Genomic DNA, 17,456 nt, shown 5'->3' with positions numbered 1-17,456 from the left:
TCAGGCGAAGATCCCGTGCGTGCTGGGCGCGTCATCCAGGATGTGCTGGCTGATCAAGGGATTCAGCATGCCCAGCGTTCCCCGCTTCAGGTCGACCAGGCAGGTGGCCACGTCCAGGAAGCGCTGCTGCTCGCGCCTGTCGATGATCCCATCGGCCAGTTCGGTGAACTTCGCGACGTAATCGTTGCGCCGGAAGGGGTGCGCGCCCCGCGGATGTGCGTAGGGTACGGCGAGTTCGTCGTCGATCACCGCACCGGACTTCATCGTGATCGTCGCTCGTGCACCCAGCGTTCGCTCGGCCGCATTCTCGGCGAAAGAGATCTGTCGGCGAAGGTCTACCGTGTCGGCTCGCTGCGCTCGCTCCGATGTGTAGGACTGTTCGTGATGTACTGCTCCGTCCTGTAGCGCGACGGCGAACAGGTAGGCCACCGAGTGAGCGAGTACATCCCGTGACTCCTGGTGATCGGACAGGCGTGAATCCCCGGGTACGGCCATCGGGTCGGTGTCCTGCCGGGTGTGCAGGACGATGGAGTCGATGGTCTCGACCCGGCCGATCCGGTCTCGCATTTTCAAGGCCAGATCGATCCAGGCTTGGACGGAGTAGGCGGCGGGATGTCTTCTGGGGCAACTGTTCAGGATGGCCGTTCTCGGTTCACCTGGTTCCGGTAGTCGGGTCCGGCAGTCACGGTCGGTCAGCGGCCAGTCGTGCCCGTGACCTTCGGGTGGGTCCGGGTAGCGTTCGCCGTGGACGGCGCGGTCCACAGCTTCGATGGCCACCTTCCCGGCGTAGGCGGCCGCATAGCCGTTGCGGCCACGGGCGGTCAGCTGCACCGTATGCGTAAGGGCGGTGTAGATCGTCGCGGGGGACAGCCGGAGCATGGCTCCCAGGCCCGCCGTCACCGCGGTGCTCAGAGGTCCGGGATGACCGACCACCTGTTGCCGGGAATGGGTCTGCTGAGCCAGCGCGAGGTGCACGTCGTAGGCGGTCGCGATCCCGTTGACCAGATCGGCGCCGCGTAGCCCGGCCTGCTGAGCGACCGCGGTGAGGGCGGGAATGGCGGCGCCGGGATGGGCGTCCTCGGCGGCTGGAAACACGTCGTGCAGTTCGAGATCCTGGACCGCGACACTGTTGGCGAGGGCGGCCCATTCGGCGGAGTAGGCGCCTTGGATACCGAAGATCGCGGCACCTGGCGTCCTCCGGTGTGGCCGGGCCTGGGCACGCGCGAGCGCAACAGAGTGCCGGCGCGCAGCGGCGGCGGCGACCGCGGCATTGTCGATGATGCGGTTGATCACCATGGCTCTGATCTCGTTCGACACCGCGGCAGGATCGGCGGCGGCTTCCGCTATCTTCCAGGCTGGTCCGTTCGCACGGGGCGGGTGCGCGGCGGGCAGTCGAAGCTCACTCGGACTTGTCATCGGTGAGCATCGTTCGGAAGCGGCTGTCGTGGAAGATCAGTGGCGATACGGTTTCATCGTCGGCGGCGCTGATGACCTCCATCAGCACGACGTCGTGATCGCCTGCCGTGATCGACGTGTTGATCCGGCAGTCGAGCCACGCGGCCGCGTCAGCGAGGAAGACCGCGGAGGAGTCGCTGGTGAACCAGGTCAGCCCGGCGAAGCGATCGGCGTTCTTGGCAGCCAGCTGACGAGACAGCTGCGCGTGCCCCTCGGCGAGCACCGAGATTCCGACACGATCCGCTCGCGACAGCTGGGGCCACGTGGTCGATGTGTGCTGTACGCAAATCGATACCAAGGCGGGCTCCATGGACACCGGGGTGAATGAGGTGGCCACGATTCCCACCGGTTGACCGTCGCGGAAAGCGCAGACTGCGGCCACGCCGGTCGGGTAGCGGCCGTACAGCCTGCGCAGCCGAGACATGTCGTGGACGGCATCTCCGGAACTGATTGCGGTGAACGTGTTCATGTTTGGTCTTCCTCACGGGATGCCTGGACATGCTCGGGCGGGGACTGCCTCAAGGGTCGAACCGACGCCGCCCGGCTGCGGACGTAGTCGGTGATCAGCCCGGTGACCGCATCCAGGCAGGCATGGCCGATCGAGGTGGTGGCTCCGACGGGATTACCGAGAATGCCGTTGGGGGAGAACGCCTTGAGGCCCTCGCTCAGCACGCGGGCGAGGAAGTCATCGTCGATTTCGACCTGGTATCCGGGGACCAGTCGATCGACGCGCACGCGTTCGGGGTGCAGCGCGAGCATGACCGACGTCTCGGCGATATCGGCATGACCGCCGACGCCGGCGCCATGTCCGGATTGCTCTGCCGCGGCACGCCACGCGTCGAGGATCGCCTGGCTGCCGGTGAAGACGATCACCGAGAGCGGTGCCAGTTCGGCGGCCAGACGAGCCTCGAATTCGCGCATCACCGGATAGTTCCCGATGTGCCCGGAGAAAAGCACCAGGGTGCTGAAACCCGAATCCGCCAAGCTCGCGCCGTAGTCCGCACAGATGGCTTCCAAGGTCGAGGCGCGTAGCGACAGGGTTCCGGGGAAGCCGAGGTGATGTGGTGAGTACCCGACCCGGACCGTCGGCAGTACCAGAGCATCACCGAGCTCGCGGGCCACCCGGATCGCCAGCTCGTCGGCGTGATCGGCGTCCATCGACAGCGGCAGATGTGGACCGTGCTGCTCCACCGCTGCCAAGGGCAGGATCGCAGTGCTTGCTCCCTGTTCGACCGCTGCCGCCACTTCACTGGTGGTCATCCGCTCGATCCGCACTTCGTGACGGGTGGAGGTCACCGACGCCGACTCACCCATTGCTTCGCCCCGACAGGCGCGCTTGACTCGAGATCTGGTCCTGTTCGCGCGCCGTGTACATCTCGTCGACGAGATCGGCGAACGAGGCGAGGACGACCCCGCGCCTGATGGTCGATTTCAACGTGAGCTCGCCGAGCTCGGCCGACAGGGCGCGCGGCAGCACGCGGAAGTCCTTGAGCTGCAACGGCCGGGCCAGTTCCGCGTTCACCTCTTGGACCCACGCGTTCAACGCCGCGCGCTGCTCCGGCGCCGGCAACGACCTGGCATCGTCGCTGATGCTGAGCAGAACCGTGAGGTACTTGCGGCCTTCACCCACCACGATCGCCTCATCGATCAACGGGCTGGCCTTCAGCCGCACCTCGATGGGCTGTGGACTGACTGATTTTCCGCCGCTGGTCTTCAGGACGTCCTTGATGCGGCCGATGATCGCAACCTCCCCGTCGGGACGGATCTCGACCAGATCCCCGGTGCCGTACCAAACATCCGCCGGAGGCGGCTCGGCGGCCATGGGATCTCGCCAGTAACCGGTGAACAGACAAGGGCCGTTGACCTGCAGCTCGCCGTCGTCACTGACCCGGACCGACCAGCGCGGATCGGGCAGCGATTTGCCGACGGTGCCCGGCGGGTAGAAGGATCTTTCCCATTGCACGAGGACGGGCCCGCAGGTCTCGGTCGTCCCGTACATCTCGCGGAGGTCGACACCCCACATCTGCCACAATGCGGCGAGTTCGGGTGTCATGGCTCCCGATGAGGTCCAACTGACGGCGATGCGGTCCATCCCGTATGTCGCCCGCAGCGGCGTGAAGACCGTTCGTATACAGCTGCGGTACAACATTTCGAGGGGACGGGACAGCGCCCGATTTTCCCAGCGGCGGGCACAGACGACGCGGGCGACCGTCATGGCCGCCGCGTAACGCGCTCGGAACAGCGGCCCGGACCGCCGGAGCTGTTCCAGCAATTCACCGGCGAGTTTCTCGTACATGCGTGGCGGCCAGACGATCGCGGTGGGCCGAACCGCGCTGAGCACCGCCAAGCGTTCGTCCATCGTGCAGTAGGTGACGACGAGCCTCGTCATGATCGGCACGAATACGTTGACCAGCGCCGGCGCCACGTGTGAGAGCCCCAGGAACGCAACGGCGTCGTGCTGTACCCGGCCGATGTCCGGATACGCCATTGCGAATGCCAGCACCGAGTACTGCAGCGAACGATGGGTGTGGATCACCGCTTTGGGGTCTCCGGTGGAACCCGACGTCCAGAACAGCACCGCCGGATGGTCGATGTCGCCGCCCGCGACGAGAACACCGAACAGACCCGGCTCGGCGGCCGAGCGTGCCCATCCCACTCGCTGCAACGCGTGCCAGTCCGTTGCTTGTACGGTGGCGGGAAGTCCGGCCGGGGTGGACTCGATTCCGATTGCGATGCGCAGGTGTGGTGAATCTCGTGCCGCCGCAGCAACTTTGCGCAGATCCGATTCGGTCTCGGCAAAGATCGCCGTCGCTTCGCTGATCTGGAGCACTCGGGCCAGTTCGGGGACCGAGCTGGTCGGGTAGACACCCACGAGCACCGCGTCGAGGCTGTGGATCGCCAGCGCGGCGATGACCCATTCGCGGCGGGTTGCGGAGATGACAGCGACTCGGTCCCCGGCCCGGACGCCGAGTTCGTATAGTCCGACCGCGATCTGCTGGACCTCGGTGAGGTACTCGCCCCACGTCGTCGGACGTGCGACGCCGTCCAGCCATGAAGCGAACGCGACGGTATCGGGTTCGTGCGCGGCCCGATCGACCAGCAGTTGGCCGAACGTTCGGGGGGACGCCTCGAAGTTGTGGATACTCTGCAGGACAGGGACTGTACCGGCGCTGTTGTCGTTCGGCGTGGTTGTCCGGAAAGTTCTCTCTGAGACCATTGTCTGCCTTCGTCCTCGGCGAACTCGTTGGTATTAGCGGTCTGTCGATTGGCGGCTCGTGGACACCCTGTCCCGACTCCACCCGACGCGTAGTCCTGCGGCGACCGGATCCTCGAAGTAGGCGTTCGCGGCGGCGATCGTGTTGGTCAACGACCGTTCATCGCGGGCGTCGTCGGGGTCGTTGACGCTGCGTTTGAGCGCGCCGAACAGAACCGGAGCCTTGGCGCCTGCGGTGCGCGCCACAGTGATGGCCGAAGCAAGCAAGGCGTCGGGCTCCTCGAGGCGTTCCACCAATCCGATCCTGACGGCCTCCGCTGCCGAGAACAGGTCCCCGGACAACACCATCGACCGGACGGCGCGGGCGCCGATGACGCGCTCGGCTCGCTGGATGCCCTTGTCGGCCGGCAGTAGACCGTGGTTGATCTCGGGGAAACCGAACCTGGCGTTCGGGACCGCCAGGACGGTGTCGGCGAACAGCGCAAGTTCCATGCCGCCCCCGACGCAATGCCCGTTGATGGCGGCGACCAGTGGCCGCGGGAAACGATCCAGCGCGACGAGCACTGCGTGAAAGTTGCGCATCCTTCCTTCGATCTCCGCCGGCCCCGTTCCTTCCAGTTCTTTGATGTCACCACCGGCGGTGAAGAAGCGGGTACCTGCACCGGTGAGTACCACCGGTGCAGGCACGTCTTGGGCAGCCAACTCGGTGAAGAACGTGCACAAGCTGGCCACGAGGCTGTGATTCAACGCGTTGGCGGGCGGTCGGTCCATGGTGGCGACCAGGACCCCGGAATGGTCGGCCCAGGTCAGTCCGGGGAGGGCGCCGGTGGCGGTCTCGGTCATGCCTTGCCGACTGTTTCCCGTGACGGTGCGGCATGATCGCCGTGTGCGGAGGGAAAGCGTGTCGGGCGCTTCTCTCGGAAGGCTTGCCGAGCCTCGAGATAGTCGGCGCCGGCGAAATTGAGGGTTTCCAGAGCGGCCGAGAGCTCCTGCTGCGGGAGCGCATTGGTCAGCCAGCCGGTGTTGAGCGATCGCTTGGTCCACTGGATGGCGCGTTGCGAGCCCAGTGCGAGATCGTCGGCGATCGCCAGCGCCCGTTCGAGTACCTTGTCTCGGGGCTCCACCAGACTGACCAGTCCGATGCGTTCGGCCTCGATTCCCGTCATGCGTGCCGAGGTCAACTGGTAGTACTTGGCCTTCGCCATACCGACCAGCAGCGGCCAGATGAGTGATGAGTGGTCTCCGGCGACCACGCCGACACGGGTATGGCCGTCCATGAGGACAGCGTCTTCGGCCGCGATGCTGATGTCGGCGAGCAATCCCAGTGACAGACCCCAACCGACGGCCGGTCCGTTGATCGCCGAGATGATCGGCTTGTCCATGGTCAGCGTCGTCATGATGCGTTTGCGTTCGGTCTCCATGAGCGCGATCGCTTCTTCCAACGATGGATCGGGTTGTGCGACATCCATGCCCGTACAGAAGCCGCGGCCGGCACCGGTGATGACCGCGACCCGGGTCTGCGGGTCGCGGTCGATGTCGGCCAGCAGGTCACCCATCATGTCGAACATCGGCATGGTCAGTGCGTTCAGGTGCTCCGGCCGGTTGAGGGTCACCAAGAGCACGCCGTTGGGCTTACGTTCGATGAGGAACTCTTCCGGGTAGCGCGCGAAGATGTCGTTGCCGTTGCGGTTGCTCATCACGACTCACCTGCGCTCGCGCCGACGCCACTGACTGCTGGCCGTTTGTGGTTCATGTTCTCCTCAAAGGCTTCTCGTTCGCCATAGTGCGCGGGACGGGCGGCGCGGATATCGGCCAGAATGGCTTCCGGAGTGCGTGCGACTCCACGTGGATTCTTGAACTTCGGGATGACGTACTTGCCGAAGAGTTCGATCGACTTCATGAGCTCCTTGTGCGGTAGGCCGTCGATCCGCATGACCAGGGAATCGGCTCCCAGATCGGCGAAGCGCTGGACCTGCGCGATGCAATCGTCGGGGTCGCCGACGATGAAACCGGACGAGTCTTCGAACATGTAACGTTCGTCGTCGAAGTCCAGATGTTTCACCGCACCCATGTACTGGTAGTCGCTGGACAGCTTCGACAGTCGCTCGTAGGCGTCGGTGGACAGCCCAACCGTCTCTTTGAGGCTCCGGGCCCAAGCACGGGCTTCGTCGCGGGTTTCCGCGCAGTGCATGCCACCGCCGATCGCCACCAGTCGCTCGGCTTGTACCGGATAGGTGTGCGTTGCCGTAGCCAGTGCATCGTCGTAGTGGCGGATCATGTTCTCCACGAAATCGAAGCCCAGGTAGAAGCCGCCCACGATCGCGCCGACGCCGAGTTCGGCTGCCGCTCGCACAGATTCGGGGCTCCCGGTCGCCATGTGGATGGGGGGATAGGGCGTTTGGATGCTTCTGGGGACGAGGCTGCGGGGTGGAATCTTGTAGTGCTCGCCGACGAACGAGAAGACGTCATTGTGCAGCGCCCGACGGATGACTTCGATTCCCTCGAGCTGCTGCGACTTGTTCTCCGCTGGGGACACCTCGAAAGCACGCAACGCGAGCGTGGTGTTGCCCCGCCCGACACCGAGTTCGACCCGACCGTGGGATAGCACGTCCTCGGTGGCCAACCGCTCGGCGACGCGGATGGCGTGGTTGATCCGGGTGGGAAGCAAGGTGACCAGGTGAACGAACCGAATCCTGCTCGTCAGGGCCATCAGGTACGGATACAGAACCTCGGGCGCGGACGTCGTGGCGGTACCGATGGCCAGATGCTGTTCCGAGGTACCGAACGCGTCGAACCCCACCTCCTCTGCCAGGAGCACTTCGTCGATGAGTTCGCGATAGCGGTGCTCGTACGAGGCGCCGGGGGCTGTCTCGCCCTCGCTCATGAATATGAATCTCACGGTTCTCTTCATCCTCCTTCGATGTGAATGATCATTAACGTAGGGCGATGGCGGGCAGCTGTCAAGGTATCCGAGGGGTTGTCAACGCCAATTGGCTTGTAGAAGCGACTATTTACCGTCCGTTGAAGTCCGGTCGCGGGTGCGTCGTGCATCCTGTATAGATGTTAATGATCTCCCTAGTGTCGTAACGACATGCGCGACGATGGGAGCCGACGCCGTGTCGACCGTTGCGGTATATGTCAATCGGACCGAGGTAGGGTGGGCACTCATGGCGGTGATGGCGGCAGAAGCTGCGGGTGCAGAGCCCGCGGTCGCGCGGGAGAGTGCACCGCAGCCCCGTGGTGCGCGACGGAAACTGCTCCTCGATGCCGCCGCCGATCTGTTCTTGCATCACCCGTACGACTCGGTGACGGTCGGCATGGTTGCCACCGCGGCGGGGATCTCCGGCCCGGGCCTGTACCGCCACTTTCAGAACAAGCAGGCGTTGCTCATCGCGGTGGTCGAAGAGGGTCTGCAGGCGCTTCATTCGGTTCGCCAGGGCCACCGTGGACGAAGAACCCGATCCCCGTGCCGCGCTGGCGACGATGGTCGAATTCCACCTGAGGTCCGTGATCGCCGATCCGCCGAGGACGCTCATATTCCTGAAGAACGAGCACGCGCTTCCCGATATCGATCGACGACGGATCCGCCGTGAGATGAATCAGTATGCGCAGGAGTGGGTTCTGGTTGTGCAACAGCTGCGATCCGAGCTGTCGGAACCGCAGGCTCGGATGTTGACGCAGGCGGTGTTCGCCATGCTCAACTCGGTGGCGACCCTCAACAAGGGACTGGACCGACAAGAGATCGTGGCGACGATGTCGACCGCGGCGATGCATGCCCTGACCGGCCCCATACCGACCGGTACCGGCGGCTGCCGGTCCGACAAAACGGGAGCCGGCCTCCACGAACCGCAGGAGATATCGTGAGTGTTCTCGATCTGTTCCGACTCGACGGCAAAGTTGTCATCGTGACCGGTGCCTCATCGGGCCTCGGGGTGGCCTTCGCGCAGGCATTCGCCGAAGCCGGGGCCGATGTCGCACTCGGTGCACGCCGGACCGAAAAGCTCACCCGCACAGCAGAGCTGGTGTCCGCAGCCGGCCGCCGGGCGTTGCCCGTGGGTACTGATGTCGCCGACCCTGCTTCCTGCCAGTATCTGGTGGACGCCACCGTTGCCGAGTTCGGCAAGGTTGACGTGTTGATCAACAACGCCGGTGTGGGCACCGCGGTGCCGGCCACCCGCGAGACTCCCGACGAGTTTCGTCAGGTGGTCGACATCAACCTGAACGGGTCCTACTGGATGGCACAGGCCTGCGGTCGGGTCATGCAGCCTGGTTCATCGGTGATCAACATCGCCAGCGTCCTCGGCATCACCACCGCCGGACTACCGCAGGCAGCGTATTCCGCATCGAAGGCCGCGGTGATCGGTTTGACCCGAGACCTCGCTCAGCAGTGGGGATCTCGCAAGGGTATCCGCGTCAACTCATTGGCACCCGGTTTCTTCGAATCGGAGATGACCGATGCCTACAAGCCCGGCTATCTCGACACCCAGCTGGCACGGGTCATCCTCGGCCGCACCGGCGACCCGGTCGAACTGGCGGCGACCGCCGTGTGGCTGGCGTCGGCCGCCGGTGGTTACGTCACCGGGCAGACACTCGTCGTCGACGGTGGGCTGACCATCACCTGACGGTGTGGGCGAAGATCGAACATCGGCAGATACGACCGCCCGTGATCCGGTGGACCGGATTACGGTGCCGACACTTTCGGGGTGCGGAGGGCCAGCACGAGGACCAGTGCGGCAATGGCGATCACACCGGATATTCCCCAGGAGATGGCGAATCCGCTCCACGGAGGCGGCGCGCCGGCCTCACCCCCGTCGACGGTGAGGGCGGCGCCGGACACCTGGGCGCCGATCGTTCCCGCTACCGCCTGGATCGCGAAGTTGAGACCGTTGAACTCGGTCACCTTGTTCGCCGGGACACCGGTGACCACAAGGTTCAGCGATTGGGTCATGGACACCGTGAGGCCGAAGATGACGAACGAGGTCGCCAGGAAGACGACTGCGAGACTGCCCCGGTGTCCGGCTGTCAACATCAGTACCGCGCCGCCCAGAATCGAGATCGGCCCGATCGACGAAGCGAACCGGGACCCGATCAACCTGTCCAGCACCGAAATCAACGGTGCGGTGAGCCCTATCAGGGTGGTGGTCACCAGGATGACGGAGGTGACGGTCGCTGATCCACCCAACCCGTAACCGGTGGAGACCGGCAGTTGCGTCTGAACGGGGATGTTGATGAGTGTGGCGTTGATGCAGTATCCGGCGAGAAACATCAGCCCTGACGACGCGACGACGGTGAAACTGCGCATGAGCCGCAGATCGATCAGCGGGTCGTCGACGGTGAGTTCGACGCGGACGAAGGCGATGATGGCCACCAGCCCGGCTGCGAACAGCAGCAGCAAGTGCCCCGACCGCCACCCCCATCCGGGCGCGAACGTCAGCGCCAGCAAAATGCATGCCAGGCCGATGGCCAGCAGGACGCTGCCGGCGACATCGATACTCGGTCGCTTGCCACTGGTGCGCGCGGTGCGGGGCACGAAGCACCACACCGCCGCCATGCAGCCGGCCAGTGCGATGAAGGGCACCCAGAACAACCATCGGTATGACAGGTGGTCTGCGATCGGTCCGGCGACCATTGTTCCGGCTGCGGTGCTGCCGTAGATCGCGCCGACCAGGATGCCGTTCGCTGATTTCGTCCGGGCCTCGCTCTGGGTGTCCCTGATGATGCCGATGGCCAGCGGGACGGTGCTCAAGCCCACACCTTGCAGCAGTTGCCCGATGATGAGCATCTCGATGGATACCGAAAGTGCCGACATCAGAGTTCCGGTCGCCACGATGGCAAGTACGCACAGCAGAGTGCGGCGTTTGTCCCATACCTCGCCCAGCCGGCTCGCGATGGGCGTCGCGATGGTGCCGGTGAGCAGCATGCCCGTGAGCACCCACGAGATCGTCGATCCGGGAACTTGGAATTCTTCCTGCAAGATCGGAAGCGCAGGGGGCGTCACCGACTCGTTCAGGCCCTTGAACGCGGCGACGCATGAAATCACCGCGGCGAGAATGGCACCTGCGCGTGTGCGTCGGTCGGCAGGCGCGCCACGCGAGACACGGGAATCGCGCAGGGACATGGAGTTTGTCCTTTCTCCAGGGCTTGCAGATCGGCTGGGTCGGGAGCTGCTGAGACCGACCCGGCTGGGTTTGTTTCCCCAGTCGTCGACCAGCGGTCGACTTCCGGCCTATCCGACGAGCCTGAAAATGCACCCCACAATGTCAGGAGCGTCGCGGCGCTGGGGCTGGCTCCGCGAGCCTGGGTGCTCTTCCCAGTGTGATTTGTCATTAACCTAGGACCGGTGTGTGATGTTGTCAACACGACGTCGACCGTGTGGGGTGCGGCCGACTTCTGGCGGTACTGAAAGTGCTTGTTTTATGGATGTTCCGCTGATTGATGCGTCCTGCTTGCGTTGAGTATCTGACCGCCGGTCGGAGTCGCGCGTGTTTCCCAAATGTGAATAATGATTTACATATCGACTGATGGTCGACACCCCGGTCATCCGAGCGTTCACCACGGCCGTTCATCGCCGCACCGATGGAGGGGTTGACCTCCGCCGAGCGTGCGGGTTACTTTGACCATGCACGCAGGAACGCGTGCGGTGGTGACAACCTCACAGGTCAGCGAAGAGATTCGTTGGCCTGTTTTCGTTTCTCTTCGGTATGGGAGCAGTCGATGAAGAGAGCGAGACCATGTCTGAGAAACTCACCGAGCCACGGTCGGTACTGACGGTGTTCATGCTGGTGAAAACCAACCCGGAATGGTTGGCGCTGCCGGTGGAGCAGCGTTACGCCGAGATGCTCAAGTATCTGCAACCGGCACTCGACCGGCACCCGTCTGTCCTTTTACGTTGGTATGACACCGAGTTCTACAGCGCCCGGGTGACGGATACGTGGATGTGGGAGGCGTCGGATGCCCACGAATACGAACTCGTGGTCGAGGAACTCCGTGAAACTCCTTTGTGGGAACGCTATTTCAGTATCCTGGAGATCCTCCCAGGTGTGCTGAACGCGTATGCCGACAACTACGGGAGGAATGCGATCGGCGCGCTCAACTGAGCTGCGCCAGCGGCGCTCTACCTAGATACGATCAGGCACAACCTGTACGCGGCCAAAGCTTGTGGGTACCAACCTCACCCGTTGTCTCTCCAGGCGATTATCTGCTTGAGAAGCCCGAGGTCGTAGCCATCGTCGGAGGTCAGCTCGGTCTGGAACAAAGTGACTCCTGCCGCTCGGAAAGCGTCGGCACTGTCGGCGTCCGCCCACAGCGTCGAGCGTTCGATGTCGGTGCCGTTGCGGCCGAACGCGGCCGCCAACTCGTCGACTCGGTCGCTGGACCTACGGAAGGCATCGAGTTCCTGGAACGCGTGCCAGATGTCGGCGTGCCGGGCGACGGCGGGCAGCGAGCGCTTTGGCCCGGTGCCGCCGATCAGGATCGGTATCCGGCGTACCGGTGGCGGAATCAGAGTCGCGAGCCGGTTCTCGATGCGGATCAAGCCCTCGTCGAACAGATCGAACCGCGAGCCGAAGGTACCGAAGTCGTAACCGTAGGTGGTGTAGTCCTTTTCGTACCATCCCGCGCCGAGGCCGAGGATCAGCCGGCCGCCGCTGATGTGATCGACGGTGCGCGCCATGTCGGCGAGCAGGTCGGGGTTGCGGTAGCCGATGCCGGTGACGAGCAGCCCGATCTCGGCGTGTGAGGTGATCTCGCCCCACGACGCGAGCGCGGTCCAACCCTCGAAGTTGGCGACGTCAGGCTGTTCGTCGGACATGATCGGCTTGCCGTCGACGAGGGCCTCCAGCGCCGGGCGGTGGAAGTGGTCGTAGCCGAAGATCACGTCGACACCGAGGTCGTCGGCGGCCAGGACGGCATCGCGCCACGTCTGGTAATCGGGCGCGCCGCCCGGCTGGATCTGCACGGCTACACGGAGGGGACGGGTCATGGAGGCTCCTGAGTCGGGGGAGGGCGACTCTTCAGGGAAGTTCACCGGGCGGGGGTTTATTCCAGCCGCTCGGTGTCGGCCGACCTATCCCAGGATTGCGCGCGCCGCCCGCTCGGCGACCAGCATGACCGGCGCGTTGGTGTTACCGGACGTGATGGTGGGCATCGCCGAGGCGTCGACCACGCGCAGACCGGCCACGCGGTACACGCGGCAGTCGGTGTCGAGGACCGTGGCGGGCGACCGCGGAACGCCCCGTGTGTCGAAGGCTCCCATGGCGCAGGTACCCACCGGGTGAAAGATTGTCGTACCGAGTTCGCCGGCCGCCCGCTGCAGGTCGTCGTCGGTCACCAGTTGCGGGCCGGGGAGCAGTTCTTCCGGGCAGTATCGGGCCAGGGGCGTAGCCGCCATGATCTGCCTGGTCATCCGCAGGCCCTGCACGGCTACGCGGCGATCGGTGTCGGTGGACAGGTAGTTGCAGGAGATCTTCGGGTAGGTCAGCGGGTCCGCGTCGGCCATGCGCACGTGGCCCCGTGAGGTGGGGCGCAGATTGCACACCGAGGGAGTGATCGCTGCAAAGGGGTGCAGCGGGTCGCCGAACTTGGGTAAGGACAACGGCTGCACATGCCATTCCAGATCGGGGCTGGCCAGTGCCGAATCGCTCTTGGCGAAAGCTCCCAAAGTGGACGGCGGCATGGTCAGCGGTCCCGAGCGCAGCATCGCGTATTGCAGGCCCATGCCACCACGGGTGATCCAGTTTCGGTACAGCGTGTTGACGGTCCGGGCACCCCGTATCCGGTAGACGGTGCGCAGTTGCAGATGGTCCTGCAGGTTCTCGCCCACGCCGGGCAGATCGACGGTCACCGGTACGTGATGCTCGGTGAGCAGCTTTGCCGGCCCCAGACCCGAGACCTGCATGAGGTGCGGCGATCCGATCGCTCCGGCGCTGAGGATTACCTCGCGGCCGGCACGGACGTCGAGCAACCGGCCGTCTTTGAGTAGCCGCACACCGGAGGCGCGGTCCGCGGCCGTGGTCCACGCACCCTGTCGCTGCTGCTCGGCGACCTGGTCGTCGAGCAGCAGCGACACGGCCTGGGCGCGGGTGTAGACGGTGAGGTTTGGTCGGTGGGCGATGGGATGCAGAAAGGCATCGGCCATCGACCAGCGACGGCCACGCCGCTGGTTGACGTGGAAGTACGCGCTGCCGGAGTTGTCGCCCCTGTTGAACTCGTCGATCGGGGAGATGCCCAGCTGAGCGGCGGCGGCCTGCCAGGCGTCCAGGATCTTCCAGCGCACGCGAGGCCGCTCGACACGGATCTCGCCGCCGACACCGTGCCAGTCGTCGGCTCCGCCGAAGTAGTCTTCCAGCTGCTTGTAGATGGTCAGCGTCTCCCCGGGCCCCTCCGAACCACCCCAGCGCCAACGGTCGTCGCCGGTAGCCTGCGCCCACAGGTCGTAATCGGAGGCCTGCCCGCGCATGTGGATCATCGCGTTGATCGAGGAGCAGCCGCCGATCACGCGGCCCCGCGCGTAGATGATGCTGCGGCCGGCCAGGCCTGGGTCGGGTTCGGTCGTGAAGCACCAGTCGGTGCGCGGATTGGCGATGGTGTACAGGTAGCCGACCGGCACCTTGATCCAGAACCAGTCGTCGTTGCCGCCGGCCTCCACCAGCAGCACTCGGTGATCGGGGTCGGCACTGAGCCGATTGGCGAGCAGGCAGCCCGCGCTGCCCGCGCCCACGATGACGTAGTCGAACTCGGTGGCCGGGTTCATGCGAGCGCCAGCCTGGCCATGCCATTGACCGGACCGTGGCCTCGGCCCAGGGGATAAGCGGCGCGGATGCAGTCGGTGACCCAGAGCTTCCCGAACCGGACCGCTTCGGGCACGGAGTAGCCGTGTGCCAGTGCGGCGGTGATCGCCGCGGCGAGGTTGTCCCCGGCGCCGTGATCGTGTGGGGTGTCGACTCGGGTGGCGGTGAACTCGTGGAACTGTGAGCCGTCGAAGAGAAGATCGGAACTGGTTCGCGAGGCGCGCAGGTGGCCACCCTTGACGAGAGCCCACCGCGGTCCCAACGCGTGCAGCGCCCGCGCCGCGTCGCGTTGGCTGTCGTCGTCGACGACGTCGATGCCGACCAATAGTCGTACTTCGTCGAGGTTGGGTGTCACCAATGTGGCGAGGGGGATCAGGTCGTCGCGGATGGCATCGAGCGCGCTGGGGTGCAGGAGTGGCTCACCGACATTGGATGCGCAGACCGGATCGACGACCAACGGCACGGTTTTGTCGAGCCCTTCGGACCTCCAGGTTGCCACGATGGTCCCGATGATCTCGCTGGACGGGAGCATCCCGGTCTTGGCTGCCTCGATACCGATATCATCTGCGACCGCGCTGATCTGTCCGGCGACAATATCGACGGGGATCTCGTGGAACTTCTTGACACCCAATGTGTTCTGCACCGTGACAGCGGTGACGGCCGCGCACCCATGAACACCCAGCATCGCGAAGGCGCGCAGGTCGGCCTGCAGGCCCGCGCTGCCGCCGGAATCCGACCCCGCGATCGTCATGACCCGATGGGGAGTCTGTCCCTGCGGGGGCAGCGGAAGGACGTGAGCGTCGGCCATGGCTCATTGTATCGAGGGTTGTTTCAAAGCTCGGTCAGGTGACTGTCATTCTGTTGCGGCCCACGAGCACAACAACGACAGCGCCTCGGCGCTCGGAGAGCCTGCGTCTGCGTGGTAAACGACCAATTCTTGACCAGGGCTTGAGCGTACGTCGAACGTCTGCATCGTCAATGTCAGGGTGCCGACAACCGGGTGGCGAAAGCTCTTTTGCTGCAGAGATTTCCGCCGCGCATCGTGGCGAGTCCACAATTGCGCAAAGGCCGGGCTGGCTTCGAGAAGTTCGTCGCGCACCGTTCGGAGTCGGACGTCGTTGGGCGCCAGTCCGAAACCGTGCCGGAAGCCGGCGACCGCATCCTCGGCGACAACCGACCAGTTGCAATAAAACGTCTGGGCGTCGGGTTCGGTGAAGATCACGTGCATCAAGTTCCTGGAGTGCGTCCACTGCAAGAACATGGCGTCGGCGATCCGATTGCTGGCCAGGACGTCGAAGGCTCGGTTGTAGACGAACGCGGGATTGAGCGGCCACATCTCGAGTAGGTCGAGCAGCGCTGGGTCGACGCGCGCACTGACGCTCCCACGTTCTCGAGGGCTCAGACCCGCAAGCCGAAAAAGGTGTTCGCGGCCGTCGTCGGGGAGCTGCAGGACCACGGACAACGCGTCGACGACCTGCGGGGACGGGTGACGTTCACGACCCTGCTCGAGGCGCACGTAGTAATCGACGCTCATTCCGGCCAGCAACGCCACCTCTTCTCGGCGCAGTCCACTGACACGGCGCACACCCCCGCTGGGTAGTCCCACATCGGCGGGGGACACCTCGGCGCGGCGTGCTCGCAAGAACTCCCCGAGACCATGGTTGCCCATCTCGGCAGTGTAAGTGTCCCGACACCCGGTGCTCACCGGGAGCGAGCCATTCGGCCCTCGTCGAGCGATTCCCTGCCGCGTTGTCGGCGATGGTGGGTGTACTGCGGCCACCCTCTCGGCGACGCAACTGGCTAGCGTTGGTCTACGAACGGTCAAGTGGGAGAGAGGAACACTCAATGGTCAGTTACCGGCTGGTGGGACGGTCGGGACTGCGCGTTCATCCCCTATCGCTGGGGACGATGACTTTCGGGACTCGATGGGGGTGGGGTGCAGATCGCGATACCGCCCGCCAGATATTCGAAGCCTACGTCGAGCGCGGCGGCAATCTGATCGACACCGCGGTCAACTACACCGACGGCGAATCCGAGTGCATGGTCGGTGAACTCATCGCCCCGCGTCGCGAGCAGCTGATCCTGTCGACCAAGTACACCCTGTCGCGCCGGCCCGATGACGCCAATTCCGGTGGAAACCACCGACTGAACATGATCCGGTCGGTCGAGACCAGTCTGCGCCAGTTGGCCACCGACCGCATCGATCTGCTGTACGTCCACGCCTGGGACTTCACCACCTCGCCCGAGGAGGTGATGCGCGGACTCGACGACCTCGTCCGCTCCGGCAAGGTGGTCTACGTGGGCATCTCCAACACGCCGGCCTGGCGCATCGCCCAAATGCAGACCCTCGCCGATCTCCGCGGGTGGACGCCGCTGATCGCGCTGCAGGTCGAATACAGCCTCGTGCAGCGTACCGCTGAGCATGAATTGATCCCGATGGCAGCCGAACTGGGCCTTGGCATCATGCCGTGGTCACCGCTGGGCGGCGGCGTGTTAACCGGTAAGTACACCGAGGAGCACCTCGATCACGAGGCCAGCGACTCGGCGACGGGTACCCGCCCCGGCGTGATCGCCTCCAGCGGCAACATGACCCAACGCGCACTGGGCATCGCCGATATCGTCAGATCGATCGCAACCGAGGTTGACGCAACCCCGGCGCAGGTCGCATTGGCGTGGGTGTTGCAGCAGCCGGCCACCACCTCACCGATCATCGGAGCGCGCACGCTCTCCCAAGCCGTGCAGAACCTCGAGGCGCTCGACATCACGCTTGGCGATGACCATGTGGCTCGCCTCAGTGCCGCCAGTGACCCCGGCGCCATCTTCCCCGCCAAGTTCCTGGCCAGACCCATGACGAGAAAGCTGATCTTCGGTGAGACCGAGATCGACTTCAACCGTCCCACTCAGCGGCAACCGCTCAGCGACATCGTCGTGGGCGGACGTTACGCCGAACACGGCGCGCGGTGAGAACTGCGCTGCTGTAAAGGCAGGAACACCGACAG

At 64.8% G+C, this 17,456-nt stretch carries 17 protein-coding genes; 5 read left to right on the top strand and 12 right to left on the bottom strand.

Annotated features, from left to right (window positions below; translation table 11 throughout):
• From AWB94_RS11530 to AWB94_RS11500, 7 genes are read right to left on the bottom strand one after another with little or no spacing between them, the layout of a single operon-like run.
• Entirely contained in the window at positions 1–1,416 is a 1,416-nt protein-coding gene (locus tag AWB94_RS11530) for an MmgE/PrpD family protein (protein ID WP_062659086.1), read from the bottom strand.
• Positions 1,400–1,924: a flavin reductase family protein gene (locus tag AWB94_RS11525; RefSeq protein WP_062659087.1), complete on the bottom strand. Its 525-nt coding sequence runs from the start codon at positions 1,922–1,924 to the stop codon at positions 1,400–1,402. Before AWB94_RS11525 ends, AWB94_RS11530 begins: the two co-directional genes overlap by 17 nt.
• Positions 1,921–2,715 (bottom strand): creatininase family protein, encoded by a 795-nt coding sequence (locus tag AWB94_RS11520; RefSeq protein ID WP_234811712.1) that lies wholly within the window; start codon positions 2,713–2,715, stop codon positions 1,921–1,923. Before AWB94_RS11520 ends, AWB94_RS11525 begins: the two co-directional genes overlap by 4 nt.
• A gap of 46 nt (positions 2,716–2,761) precedes the next feature.
• Positions 2,762–4,672, bottom strand: a complete 1,911-nt coding sequence (locus AWB94_RS11515) for an AMP-dependent synthetase/ligase (RefSeq protein ID WP_062659088.1) — start codon at positions 4,670–4,672, stop codon at positions 2,762–2,764.
• A gap of 33 nt (positions 4,673–4,705) precedes the next feature.
• Positions 4,706–5,512, bottom strand: coding sequence for an enoyl-CoA hydratase/isomerase family protein (locus tag AWB94_RS11510; RefSeq protein WP_062659089.1), 807 nt, complete (start codon positions 5,510–5,512; stop codon positions 4,706–4,708).
• A complete protein-coding gene (locus AWB94_RS11505; RefSeq protein WP_062659090.1) occupies positions 5,509–6,366 on the bottom strand; it encodes an enoyl-CoA hydratase-related protein in 858 nt (285 codons plus the stop codon). The genes AWB94_RS11510 and AWB94_RS11505 overlap by 4 nt, the downstream gene beginning before the upstream one ends.
• The gene (locus tag AWB94_RS11500; protein WP_234811711.1) at positions 6,366–7,553 is read right to left on the bottom strand and encodes an LLM class flavin-dependent oxidoreductase; all 1,188 of its coding nucleotides are present in this window, start codon (positions 7,551–7,553) and stop codon (positions 6,366–6,368) included. Before AWB94_RS11500 ends, AWB94_RS11505 begins: the two co-directional genes overlap by 1 nt.
• Before the next feature lie 217 nt (positions 7,554–7,770).
• Here AWB94_RS11500 and AWB94_RS36190 point away from each other — a divergent pair, with 217 nt between their 5' ends.
• From AWB94_RS36190 to AWB94_RS11490, 3 genes are read left to right on the top strand one after another with little or no spacing between them, the layout of a single operon-like run.
• On the top strand, positions 7,771–8,262 hold the full coding sequence (locus AWB94_RS36190) for a TetR/AcrR family transcriptional regulator (protein ID WP_337349930.1): 492 nt from the start codon (positions 7,771–7,773) through the stop codon (positions 8,260–8,262).
• Entirely contained in the window at positions 8,177–8,533 is a 357-nt protein-coding gene (locus AWB94_RS35785; RefSeq protein WP_234811710.1) for a hypothetical protein, read from the top strand. The genes AWB94_RS36190 and AWB94_RS35785 overlap by 86 nt, the downstream gene beginning before the upstream one ends.
• Entirely contained in the window at positions 8,530–9,291 is a 762-nt protein-coding gene (locus AWB94_RS11490; RefSeq protein ID WP_062659091.1) for an SDR family NAD(P)-dependent oxidoreductase, read from the top strand. Before AWB94_RS35785 ends, AWB94_RS11490 begins: the two co-directional genes overlap by 4 nt.
• A 59-nt stretch (positions 9,292–9,350) precedes the next feature.
• Here the strand turns inward: AWB94_RS11490 and AWB94_RS11485 are convergent, their stop codons facing one another.
• On the bottom strand, positions 9,351–10,709 hold the full coding sequence (locus AWB94_RS11485; RefSeq protein ID WP_234811709.1) for an MFS transporter: 1,359 nt from the start codon (positions 10,707–10,709) through the stop codon (positions 9,351–9,353).
• A gap of 661 nt (positions 10,710–11,370) precedes the next feature.
• On the opposite strand from AWB94_RS11485, the gene AWB94_RS11480 reads away from it, so the two are divergent.
• Positions 11,371–11,766, top strand: coding sequence for a darcynin family protein (locus AWB94_RS11480; protein ID WP_234811708.1), 396 nt, complete (start codon positions 11,371–11,373; stop codon positions 11,764–11,766).
• 74 nt (positions 11,767–11,840) lie between these two features.
• Here the strand turns inward: AWB94_RS11480 and AWB94_RS11475 are convergent, their stop codons facing one another.
• The 4 genes from AWB94_RS11475 to AWB94_RS11460 all read right to left on the bottom strand — a co-directional run bounded on the left by AWB94_RS11475 (position 11,841) and on the right by AWB94_RS11460 (position 16,126).
• Entirely contained in the window at positions 11,841–12,650 is an 810-nt protein-coding gene (locus AWB94_RS11475) for an LLM class F420-dependent oxidoreductase (protein WP_062659093.1), read from the bottom strand.
• Between the two features lie 84 nt (positions 12,651–12,734).
• Entirely contained in the window at positions 12,735–14,420 is a 1,686-nt protein-coding gene (locus AWB94_RS11470) for a GMC family oxidoreductase (RefSeq protein ID WP_062659094.1), read from the bottom strand.
• Entirely contained in the window at positions 14,417–15,265 is an 849-nt protein-coding gene (thiD, locus tag AWB94_RS11465) for a bifunctional hydroxymethylpyrimidine kinase/phosphomethylpyrimidine kinase (protein WP_062659095.1), read from the bottom strand. The genes AWB94_RS11470 and thiD overlap by 4 nt, the downstream gene beginning before the upstream one ends.
• Positions 15,266–15,310: 45 nt before the next feature.
• A complete protein-coding gene (locus AWB94_RS11460; protein WP_062659170.1) occupies positions 15,311–16,126 on the bottom strand; it encodes a helix-turn-helix transcriptional regulator in 816 nt (271 codons plus the stop codon).
• A gap of 176 nt (positions 16,127–16,302) precedes the next feature.
• Between AWB94_RS11460 and AWB94_RS11455 the strand changes: the two genes are divergently transcribed.
• Positions 16,303–17,421 (top strand): aldo/keto reductase, encoded by a 1,119-nt coding sequence (locus tag AWB94_RS11455; RefSeq protein ID WP_064961372.1) that lies wholly within the window; start codon positions 16,303–16,305, stop codon positions 17,419–17,421.
• Positions 17,422–17,456: the final 35 nt, after the last annotated feature.

It is taken from the genome of Mycolicibacterium canariasense, assembly GCF_002101555.1.
Taxonomy (GTDB): Bacteria; Actinomycetota; Actinomycetes; order Mycobacteriales; family Mycobacteriaceae; genus Mycobacterium; species Mycobacterium canariasense.
This window is presented reverse-complemented; position numbering and strand designations above follow the sequence as displayed.

Bases quoted from the DNA above. Each gene is read 5' to 3' on its own strand.
- AWB94_RS11530 (WP_062659086.1), bottom strand. From the start codon at position 1,416: ATGACAAGTCCGAGTGAGCTTCGACTGCCCGCCGCGCACCCGCCCCGT.
- AWB94_RS11525 (WP_062659087.1), bottom strand. From the start codon at position 1,924: ATGAACACGTTCACCGCAATCAGTTCCGGAGATGCCGTCCACGACATG.
- AWB94_RS11520 (WP_234811712.1), bottom strand. From the start codon at position 2,715: ATGACCACCAGTGAAGTGGCGGCAGCGGTCGAACAGGGAGCAAGCACT.
- AWB94_RS11515 (WP_062659088.1), bottom strand. From the start codon at position 4,672: ATGGTCTCAGAGAGAACTTTCCGGACAACCACGCCGAACGACAACAGC.
- AWB94_RS11510 (WP_062659089.1), bottom strand. From the start codon at position 5,512: ATGACCGAGACCGCCACCGGCGCCCTCCCCGGACTGACCTGGGCCGAC.
- AWB94_RS11505 (WP_062659090.1), bottom strand. From the start codon at position 6,366: ATGAGCAACCGCAACGGCAACGACATCTTCGCGCGCTACCCGGAAGAG.
- AWB94_RS11500 (WP_234811711.1), bottom strand. From the start codon at position 7,553: ATGAGCGAGGGCGAGACAGCCCCCGGCGCCTCGTACGAGCACCGCTAT.
- AWB94_RS36190 (WP_337349930.1), top strand. From the start codon at position 7,771: ATGGGAGCCGACGCCGTGTCGACCGTTGCGGTATATGTCAATCGGACC.
- AWB94_RS11480 (WP_234811708.1), top strand. From the start codon at position 11,371: ATGGGAGCAGTCGATGAAGAGAGCGAGACCATGTCTGAGAAACTCACC.
- AWB94_RS11475 (WP_062659093.1), bottom strand. From the start codon at position 12,650: ATGACCCGTCCCCTCCGTGTAGCCGTGCAGATCCAGCCGGGCGGCGCG.
- AWB94_RS11470 (WP_062659094.1), bottom strand. From the start codon at position 14,420: ATGAACCCGGCCACCGAGTTCGACTACGTCATCGTGGGCGCGGGCAGC.
- thiD (WP_062659095.1), bottom strand. From the start codon at position 15,265: ATGGCCGACGCTCACGTCCTTCCGCTGCCCCCGCAGGGACAGACTCCC.
- AWB94_RS11460 (WP_062659170.1), bottom strand. From the start codon at position 16,126: ATGGGCAACCATGGTCTCGGGGAGTTCTTGCGAGCACGCCGCGCCGAG.
- AWB94_RS11455 (WP_064961372.1), top strand. From the start codon at position 16,303: ATGGTCAGTTACCGGCTGGTGGGACGGTCGGGACTGCGCGTTCATCCC.